At 40.2% G+C, this 9,292-nt stretch carries 7 protein-coding genes; 5 read left to right on the forward strand and 2 right to left on the reverse strand.

Annotated elements, in window-relative coordinates; genetic code table 11:
* Window positions 1-28: 28 nt before the first annotated feature.
* Window positions 29-733, forward strand: coding sequence for a LytR/AlgR family response regulator transcription factor (locus G4D82_RS05815; protein WP_166335487.1), 705 nt, complete (start codon window positions 29-31; stop codon window positions 731-733).
* Window positions 730-2,721 (forward strand): tetratricopeptide repeat-containing sensor histidine kinase, encoded by a 1,992-nt coding sequence (locus tag G4D82_RS05820; RefSeq protein ID WP_166335489.1) that lies wholly within the window; start codon window positions 730-732, stop codon window positions 2,719-2,721. The genes G4D82_RS05815 and G4D82_RS05820 overlap by 4 nt, the downstream gene beginning before the upstream one ends.
* Window positions 2,722-2,724: 3 nt before the next feature.
* Here G4D82_RS05820 and G4D82_RS05825 read toward each other — a convergent pair whose 3' ends face one another.
* A complete protein-coding gene (locus tag G4D82_RS05825) occupies window positions 2,725-4,869 on the reverse strand; it encodes a hypothetical protein (protein ID WP_166335491.1) in 2,145 nt (714 codons plus the stop codon).
* A gap of 132 nt (window positions 4,870-5,001) precedes the next feature.
* On the opposite strand from G4D82_RS05825, the gene G4D82_RS05830 reads away from it, so the two are divergent.
* The 3 genes from G4D82_RS05830 (at window position 5,002) to G4D82_RS05840 (ending at window position 8,849) form a co-directional block, all read left to right on the forward strand.
* Window positions 5,002-5,718 (forward strand): LytR/AlgR family response regulator transcription factor, encoded by a 717-nt coding sequence (locus G4D82_RS05830; protein WP_166335493.1) that lies wholly within the window; start codon window positions 5,002-5,004, stop codon window positions 5,716-5,718.
* A gap of 19 nt (window positions 5,719-5,737) precedes the next feature.
* Window positions 5,738-7,747: an ATP-binding protein gene (locus G4D82_RS05835; protein ID WP_166335495.1), complete on the forward strand. Its 2,010-nt coding sequence runs from the start codon at window positions 5,738-5,740 to the stop codon at window positions 7,745-7,747.
* A gap of 124 nt (window positions 7,748-7,871) precedes the next feature.
* Window positions 7,872-8,849, forward strand: a complete 978-nt coding sequence (locus tag G4D82_RS05840) for a hydrolase (protein WP_166335497.1) — start codon at window positions 7,872-7,874, stop codon at window positions 8,847-8,849.
* A 105-nt stretch (window positions 8,850-8,954) separates the two neighbouring features.
* Here G4D82_RS05840 and trxA read toward each other — a convergent pair whose 3' ends face one another.
* A complete protein-coding gene (trxA, locus tag G4D82_RS05845) occupies window positions 8,955-9,272 on the reverse strand; it encodes a thioredoxin (protein WP_166335500.1) in 318 nt (105 codons plus the stop codon).
* Window positions 9,273-9,292: the final 20 nt, after the last annotated feature.

A 9,292-nucleotide genomic window follows, 5' to 3' on the forward strand; every position in this document is an offset into this window, starting at 1 on the left:
AACTAAATTTGTCTCTATACACGCAGAAATGGAAAAGTGGAAATGCATCATTGTCGATGATATTGAAATAGACCGACTCACGGTTTTTTCGTTTGTCAAAGAATGTTCTTTTTTAGAAGTGGTCGGCGTATTTTCATCCTCAAAAGATGCTCTTGAAGCACTCAGTAAAGGCGGTATTGACGTGGTTTTTCTGGACATTGAAATGCCACATTTCTCAGGAATAGATATCAGAAAAAAAGCGCTTGAAGTTCCGGTTTGTGTTTTTATTACCTCGCACGCCGAATTTGCTCTGGAAGGTTTTGAATTAGAGGCTTTGGACTACATTGTAAAACCCTTGACTTTTGAAAGATTTACGCTCAGTTTACAACGCATCCATTCGTATTTAGAAATCACCTCAAAAGCGCATCTTTTTGAGTCAACATTGGGCGCTGATTATATTTACATTAAAGAAGGACATGCGCAAACCAAGCTCAAATTCTCTGATATTTTGTATCTCGAAGCGCTCAAAAATTATACTTTGTTGGTCACCAATCAAAAGAAACACCGCATTTTGCGCAACCTCGGGAATCTACTTTTAGAAATTGATTTTCAATCATTTGTGCGTGTTCACAGAGGTTTTGCCATACAAAAGCACTTCATCAAAAAAATACATGCTACAGATATTGAACTCATCAACGGAGCGACCATTCCCATCGGAAGAAGTTATAAAAGCCAGTTAAAGCAGCACTTATGAAAAAACTATTTATTTTTTTGGTTTGCCTTTTCATCTGCACAGTTCAAGCGCAAAAAGAAGGACAAGCTTTGATAGATTCTTTACAGACTGTACTGCCTAAAATGAAAGACGACACGCTTAAAGTAAATGCGCTCAGACAGCTTTCATTTGCCTATCACAACATCAATCCCGAACAAGGAATCATTTATGGTCAAAAAACACTGGCCTTGGCTAAAAAAATAAATTGGTCCGACGGTGTAGCCAATGCCTATAAGAACATCGGATTAAATTATTCTACCTTATCTGATTTCCCATCGGCCCTGAATTATTACGCCCTCGGGCTTAAGGCTAGTAAAAATGAAAAAATAAAAAGTGATTTGCTCAACAACATCGGGTTGACCTATAGCTATCAAAGTCAATACAGCAAAGCGTTGTCTTATTATTTTCAGTCTTTGAAAATCAAAGAAAAATTGCATTATGCACAAGGCATCGCCCCAACTTATTACAATATTGCGGCACTTTATTATGCTTTGGGCGATACACAAAAGGCCATTTTTTACAATCAGAAAGCGTTGCAAGCCAATAAAAAAATCAACAACCAACAAGGTTTGAGTAGAATTTTGTTAACCTTGGGCAATATCTATTATGACATTCATCAGTTTGACTCTGCGCTCAAATGCTACGAAAACGGCCTGAAAATAACCGAAAAACTCGGCGACAAAACGGCGCAAGCCACCTATCTGGCATCAACGGCTAATGTTTTTTATGAGCAAAAAAAATACGCTTTGGCGATAGAGTATTGCAAAAACGCCAACGCCATCACCAATCAAGGAACGCCCGATGAATCAGTAATTTCGCTTTGTTCAAGCATCATGGGGAGTGTATATCTTGAGATGGCAAAAGAAAAAAACAACCAACCTGAATTATTAAAAAAGGCCCGAGCGCATTTTATTTATTCTGTTGGCCTCAACAAAAAAATAAATCACCAAAAAGCGCTTTTTGAAGATTATGACAGGCTGTATCAAATTGATCAATTACAAGGAAATTACAAATCGGCATTGGAATTCTATCAACTTTCTAAAGTGTATAAAGATTCTATTTTTAGCGCTGAAAACAAAGAGACCATCAAAAATCTCGAAGACAAAAGAGCCATTGAATTGCGCGACAATCAGATCAAAATCAATAAACTCGAACTTGAGTCAAAAGAAAAGCAGAAAAACTATTTAATGTTGGGGATTTTGCTTTTGGGCATTATTGGAGCATTACTTTGGTTTCAGAACCATCAACGAAAAAAAGCCAATCGCAAATTAGCCGATCTGAACCTTGAACTAGCCTATTCAAATAAAATAAAAGCCCAATTGCTGAGCATTTTAAATCACGATTTAAGAAGCCCGGTGAATAGTTTTATTCATTTTGTTCAATTTCAAAAGCAAAGTCCAGAATTACTGACACCAGAGTCAAAAGAGCGCATTGAAAATGAGACCTTAACTTCAGCCAAAAATCTTTTACAAACTATGGAAGATTTGCTATTGTGGACCAAAGATCAAATGGACAATTTTGAGACACAGCCCAAAACCTTTTATATTTCGGAGCTTTTTAAAGATATTAAAACTCATTTCGCTGGTGAGCATCACATTGAATTGCAATTACATGATTCGGCCAATTTGCAAATTCACACCGATCCAAATTACCTCAAAACCATCCTGCGGAATTTAACTGCCAACGCTGTAAAAGCATTAGAGCAAACCCAAAATCCAATCATCATCTGGAAAGCCGAGCAAAATGAAAAAGGTATTCTTTTATCAATTACAGACAACGGTTTGGGTGCTGATGAAGAACAGTTCAAAGCATTATATGACGATACAGAAGTGGTGGGCATCAAAACCGGTTTAGGCTTGCATCTGATTCGCGATTTAGCCAAAGCCATTGAGGCTAAAATCGAGGTGAAAAGTCAAATCGGGCAAGGAACTACCATTCAAATCAGCTTGCCCAAGAAATCTTCTTTGTAAAGCTTATTCTTCATAAGTCACCAAAATTCTAAAGGGTTTGGACAAGATATTGGCTGAGTTTCCAGTTTTGTTCCAAATGGTGATTCCTGTAGCACTTACAAAATAATCATATTCGTAACCTGCTGAGGCTGTGTAAGAAGGAGGTACGCTAGAACCCGAGGTGTATTCTACCAAAATATTAACCGCAAGTATTTTAGAACTGGTCAAGCCATGTAAAATAACGGAGGTATTACCTTGAAGCGCGGCGGTGGTTCCGGTGAATTTAAGCATTTTCACGGCCGGTGCCGTAGTGCCCATTTTGGTAAAACCATTGACTTCGAGTTCAGCAGTAGGCGTAGTGGTGCCGATGCCTACTTCTCCGGTGCCTTTGAAACGAACATTTTCAGTAAATGCTGCGCTGTTACCGTAACCAAAAGCAATGTCATCGGTACTGGCTGCGGAATGCATTTGCAATAGCGCCGACTGTACTCCAATACCATAGTGTGCGGCACCGCTACCAAAAATAGAAATTTTATCTCCAAGGGTTGCTGGGAAATGTAAGGGATAAACTGGAACAAAATTCCCCAAAGCGATGTTGCCAACATCTGAAATGATCATCCTATTAGCGTTTCCGTTGGTTCTAAAAAAAAGGCTTCGCGGCAAACCGGCTCCATATAGAACACCGCCATCTGTAGAAACACCGTTACTTCCGAATAGCACCCCAGACTCATCGCCCGAAAGCAAATGGAAGTAGGTGTTGGCATTGTTCTCAAGAGTAGCCATCGCTGAAGGGTTCGGTGTCATGCCCGAAGCATTGGTTTTGACATGCAATTTTGAAAATGGGTTGGTTTCACCGATTCCTACTTTTCCGTTGCCTTTAATGCGCATGGTCTCTGTTAAACCAGTTGTGGCGCCATGACCAAATACCACATCTCCATTGTTGTTACTGGTATGAATCTGCAAGGCAAGAGTTTGAACACTAAAGCCGTAATAACCAGATCCGCTTCCCCATAAAGCAATTTTATCTCCTAAAGTGGACGGAAAATGCAACGGAACAGTAGGATTGTTATTTCCTATACCAACGAAACCATCTCCGGTAAATCTTACATTTTCAGTAAAAGCACCGCTGCTTCCGTATCCAAAAGCAATGTCGCTAAAATTAAAATCAGAGTGAATTTGCATTAAGTTAGATTGCATACCAAAACCATAATGATTGGCCCCAGAACCCCATAGAGAGACTTTATCTCCCAAAGAGGCAGCAAAATGCAAAGGGACTGTAGGATTTGAATTTCCGATGCCGACTTCTCCGGTGCCTTTGAAGCGAACATTTTCAGTAAATGCTGCGCTGTTGCCGTAACCAAAAGCAATGTCATCGGTGCTGGTTGCCGAATGCATTTGCAATAGCGCCGATTGTACTCCAAAACCATAGTGAGCGGCACCGCTACCAAAAATAGAAATTTTATCTCCGAGGGTTGCCGGGAAATGTAAAGGATAAACCGGGATGAAATTCCCCAAAGCGATGTTGCCAACATCTGAAATGATCATCCTATTAGCGTTTCCGTTGGTTCTAAAAAAAAGGCTTCGCGGCAAACCAGCACCGTATAGGATACCGCCATCTGTAGAAACACCATTGCTCCCAAATAACACTCCAGATTCAGTGCCTGACAATAGATGGAAGTAAGTATTTACATTATTTTCAAGAGTAGCCAAAGCTAAAGGGTTGGGTGTCATCCCTGAAGCATTGGTCTTGACATGCAATTTTGAAAATGGATTGGTTTCTCCTATTCCTACTTTACTGGTTCTGTACACATCATCGGTAATAGCTGTTGGCGAACTCGTTGTTCCCACTTTATACCAATCTTTATCGCCTTTTCCTGAGGATAATACCCCAACCCAACTGGTGGTGAAATTGTCCCAATAATAAAATCCGGGAAGATTGCCGCTAGAAGCAGTAGTCAAATAGACCATCATCCCTTGCTGAGCCGCAGTTGGGTTAGTAGCTGGGAAAGCGTCAACCCTTGGGATTAACAAGCCATCAGTATTGGCTGGAGCTACCGAATTGCTGGCCTTGATGTCGAGTTGTGCGTCGGGTGCAGTAGTATTAATCCCCACTTGTGCTTGTGCCGATGCTGTAAAAAGAATCAAAAATGCTCTAAAAATGGTTTTCATTGTTGCTTATTTTGCGGCAAAATTGGGCATTAAAACCGCGCCGGGTGGGAATTTTATACGAACGACAATTTTATTATACGAGCAGCTTTTTTAACCCAGAAATTTTTACTTTTGAAAGCTAATGTGCTGAAAATGAAAAAATGGAATTGTATCATCGTTGACGATCAAGACGTTGACCGACTTACCGTAGTTTCGTTTGCCAAACGATTTGACCAACTCAATATCATTGGGGCGTATGCTTCGGCTGATGAAGCGATTGAAGTTTTAAGCAAAACCAAAGTAGATATTCTTTTCCTGGACATTGATATGCCGGGTTCCAGCGGGGTAGCACTGCGCAAAAAAGCTATGGATGTTCCGGTTTGTATTTTTATCACAGGACACGCAGAATATGCCGTGGAGAGTTTCGAATTGGAAACCCTAGATTTCATTGTGAAACCGTTGCGTTTTGAAAGGTTCCAGCGCGCCATGCAACGCATTGAGCAGTTTCTGGAAATTAAAGAAAAAGCGAATTTATTCGAACTCAGTTTTGGCGAGAATGTGATTTTTATCAAAGAAGGTTCGGAGAAATCCAAAGTCAATCTTTTCGATATTTTATATCTTGAGGCTTTGAAAGATTATACCCTGCTGGTTACGCCTCAGAAAAAGCACTGTGTTTGGTCTAACTTGGGTTCGCTTTTGAAGCAAGATCCGTTTCAGGCTTTTGTCAGGATTCATCGCAGTTTTGCCATTCAGAAACCTTTTGTCAAGAAGATTATGGCGCAGGAAGTGATGCTCAGCAACAACACTTTACTTCCGGTGGGTAGAAGTTATAAGGAAGTCGTGAGACAGGAATTAGTAATTAGTGGTTAGTAATTATTAGTTAGGGGTTATGGGGAAATTTTCCGGGCTGGTTTTGTTGCTTTTTTCGACCATGACTTGGGCTCAGAAAACCCTAGACATTAACCAAATGCTGGCTGCGCTTAAAACTAGTAAAGCCGATACTTCCCGAGTCAATCAGCTCAATAAGATTTCGTTGTATTATAATGAAACCGATACCATCAAAGCGGTTTCTTATGCCAAACAAGCCCTGAATTTGGCGCAAGAATTACAGTGGAAAGAAGGCATCGCCAAAGCCAATTTCGAACTCGGTATCATTTACAATTCGCATTTTGATTATGACCAATCTTTGGTTTATTTTCAGGAATCTTTGAAGTGGGCCACACCCAAACTCTCCAGTAAAATATATCTGAACATTGGCGGAATTTATCTCAACAAAAGCGATTTTACCCACGCACTAGATTACTTGCTTCGTGCCTTAAAAGCGGCGGAAACTATTGGAGATCGTAAGTATGTTGCTAAAATAGCTACTAATTTAGGTTCGGTTTATTTTGGTATTCAGAACTACAACAAAGCGATTACATTTTTTAATAAAGCAGCCCAACTCAATCGGCAGTTAGGTAATGATTTGGATTTGGCTATTGTTTACAGAAATATAGCTGGGGTTTATACAAGCTTGCAAGAACCACATAAAGCACTGAGTTATTACAACCAGGCAATTATCTTAAACCGCAAACTTCACAATGAACAGCTTCAAGCAAGAATTTTATCAGATATCGCACTGGTTTATTACAATCTAGGGGATTATGATAGGGCCATCCAAAACTGTCATTTAGCAATAAAAGAGCAAAGCCTAGGGAATCAAAACCAACAAATTATCGCTTTTATTCATGGGGTTTTAGGCGATTCCTTTATTGGTAAGGCAAAAGCAAACTCTAATCAAACTTACTTTCTCGATAGCGCGATTGTGAATTTGAACAAAGCAGTAAAGTTGCACCAGCAACTCAATAGCAGTCGAGATTTGGCCTATGATTTTTCGAGTCTAACCCAAGTACACAAACTGCGCGGCGATTATAAATCAGCCTTAAGCTCATATGAAACAGCCATGGTTTATGAAGATTCGGTGTTCAATTTTGAGAACAAAGAAACCATCAAAAACTTGGAAGATAAACGTGCGATTGAGCTGCGTGATCGCGAACTTAAAATTCGAAAGCTGCAACTCGAAGCCAAAGAAAAGCAAAAATGGATGTTAACTCTTGGTGTGGTTTTACTGAGTATCATTGGAGGAATGCTATTTTACCAAAGTCACAACCGGAGAAAAACCAACCGTAAATTGCGGGTCTTGAACCAAGATTTGGCTCATAAAAACCACGAACTAGATCAAGCCAACAAAATCAAAGCACGTTTTTTCAGCATTCTGAATCACGATTTACGCAGTCCGGTATACAACCTGATTCACTTCTTGCATCTGCAAAAGGAAAGCCCCGAGTTACTCGATGAAACTACCAAAGCCAGTATCGAGAAGCAAACCATGGAGTCGGCTGAAAATTTAGTGGTGTCGATGGAGGACATGCTGCTGTGGAGCAAAGGCCAAATGGAACATTTTCGTCCGCAGCCAGAAAGGTTTAAGCTTCAGATGTTATTCGAAGAGTTGAAGATCTTTTTTGCCAGTTCAGCCCATATCGCTTTTGAGTATAAGAATTCTGACCAAATTATCGTGAATACGGATGTGAATTACCTCAAAACCATCATGAGAAACCTGACTTCCAATGCGGTGAAAGCTCTGGAGAAAACATCCCAACCGGCCATTGTTTGGAAAGCTTGGCAAGTCAATGAAACCATTTATTTATCCATCACAGACAATGGTCCAGGGGCAACACAAGAACAGTTCAAAGCACTATATGACGATACAGAAGTGGTGGGCATCAAAACCGGTTTAGGCTTGCATCTGATTCGCGATTTAGCCAAAGCGATTGACTGTAAAATTTCGGTTGAAACCCAAAAAAATGAAGGAACAGTTTTTACTTTAGTATTGCCACAAAAAAAAGAGGATTTAAAATAAAAAAAATGAATCTGAGATAGGGTTTCTACTGATAGAACTGTTTTATCGCTCGGAACAAAACCAATTTGTTATTTAAATTCCCAAAATGCATTTATTTGAACACTAACAAAATCAATTACTAACTATGATTTTTAGAAAAATTATCTTCGTTGGGCTTATTTCATCGGTATTATTCTCGTGCAATAATGATGAAAAAGCAACTACATCGCCAAATCCTACAACTACTCCGCAAGCGAGAACTACGACACCCAAAAAATTCTTATTTGACGCTACCAAAGCTCAAACTGCCGGAAATGCAGATTGGGTGATTTGTGAAAATTCCAGCGGCACACCGATACGTTATCCGAGCCCGCTGCAAAGTACAGTAACAGCCACTACATCAGAAAATTACTGGCGAGGCGGTCTTTCTGCTTGGGGTATCGCACTAGTTAAAGAAGGCCACACAGTGGAAACCTTAGCCCCAGGTGCGGCCATCACTTATGGTAATACGAGCAATCCGCAAGATTTGTCGAATTACAATGTATATATCGTTGACGAGCCGAATACTCTTTTTACTGCAGCTCAAAAAACGGCGATTATTAATTTTGTCAAAAATGGCGGCGGGTTGTTAATGATTGCCAACCACAACGGCTCAGATAGAAACAACGACGGTAAAGATTCGGCGGCCATCTGGAACGATTTAATGACCAACAATAGTGTTCAAACAAATCCATTCGGACTGGCAGTAGAACTCACCAATTTCTCACAAACGACCACTAATATTTTGAATGATGCAACCAACACTATTCTTAACGGTTCTCAAGGTGCGGTAACCCAATTAAAGTTTAGTGCTGGGTCTTCAATTAAAATTACGCCTTCAGCTAATGCAGCAGTGAAAGGTTTAATCTGGAAAACCGGCTTGGCAAAAACTAGTACAACAGGAGTTATGTGTGCTTCGTCTACGTATTTCAACGGACGCGTATTTTTAATCACCGATAGTTCACCGGCCGATGATGGAACCGGAAACCCAAGTGATACGTTATATCCGGGCTGGACCGAAGTCAGCGGCAATCATTCGCGGCTTCATTTGAATGCTTCCTATTGGCTGGCTAAATTACAATAGAGTTTCCCTAATAAAAATAAAACTCCGATTCAAACAGTCGGGGTTTATTTTTCCAATAAAAAAGGCTCGAGAATATCGAACCTTTGTACTTATTTTTCAAACTGCTTACAACAAGGCGTTTAAGCTATCGGCGTAAGTTTGTTTTGGAGCTACACCTACTTGGCGGCCCACTACTTCTCCATTTTGGAATACCAATACGGTCGGGATGTTTCTTACACCATATTTTGCGGCAAATTCCTGATTGGCATCTACGTCTACTTTTCCGATGACGGCACGACCTGCAAATTCTTCGCTGATTTCATCAATGATTGGGCCTACCATTCTACAAGGGCCACACCAAGCTGCCCAAAAGTCTACCATTACCGGTTTGTCTGATTTTAAAACTACTTCATCAAAAGTAGCATCGGTTATTGCTAAAGCCATAATTATTTTTGATTAGTATT

The sequence above is a fragment of the Flavobacterium lotistagni genome, assembly GCF_011392125.1.
GTDB classification, from domain to species: domain Bacteria; phylum Bacteroidota; class Bacteroidia; order Flavobacteriales; family Flavobacteriaceae; genus Flavobacterium; species Flavobacterium lotistagni.

Excerpts from the sequence above, each read along its gene's own strand:
- G4D82_RS05815 (WP_166335487.1), top strand. The coding sequence starts at position 29 with ATGGAAAAGTGGAAATGCATCATTGTCGATGATATTGAAATAGACCGA.
- G4D82_RS05820 (WP_166335489.1), top strand. The coding sequence starts at position 730 with ATGAAAAAACTATTTATTTTTTTGGTTTGCCTTTTCATCTGCACAGTT.
- G4D82_RS05825 (WP_166335491.1), bottom strand. The coding sequence starts at position 4,869 with ATGAAAACCATTTTTAGAGCATTTTTGATTCTTTTTACAGCATCGGCA.
- G4D82_RS05830 (WP_166335493.1), top strand. The coding sequence starts at position 5,002 with ATGAAAAAATGGAATTGTATCATCGTTGACGATCAAGACGTTGACCGA.
- G4D82_RS05835 (WP_166335495.1), top strand. The coding sequence starts at position 5,738 with ATGGGGAAATTTTCCGGGCTGGTTTTGTTGCTTTTTTCGACCATGACT.
- G4D82_RS05840 (WP_166335497.1), top strand. The coding sequence starts at position 7,872 with ATGATTTTTAGAAAAATTATCTTCGTTGGGCTTATTTCATCGGTATTA.
- trxA (WP_166335500.1), bottom strand. The coding sequence starts at position 9,272 with ATGGCTTTAGCAATAACCGATGCTACTTTTGATGAAGTAGTTTTAAAA.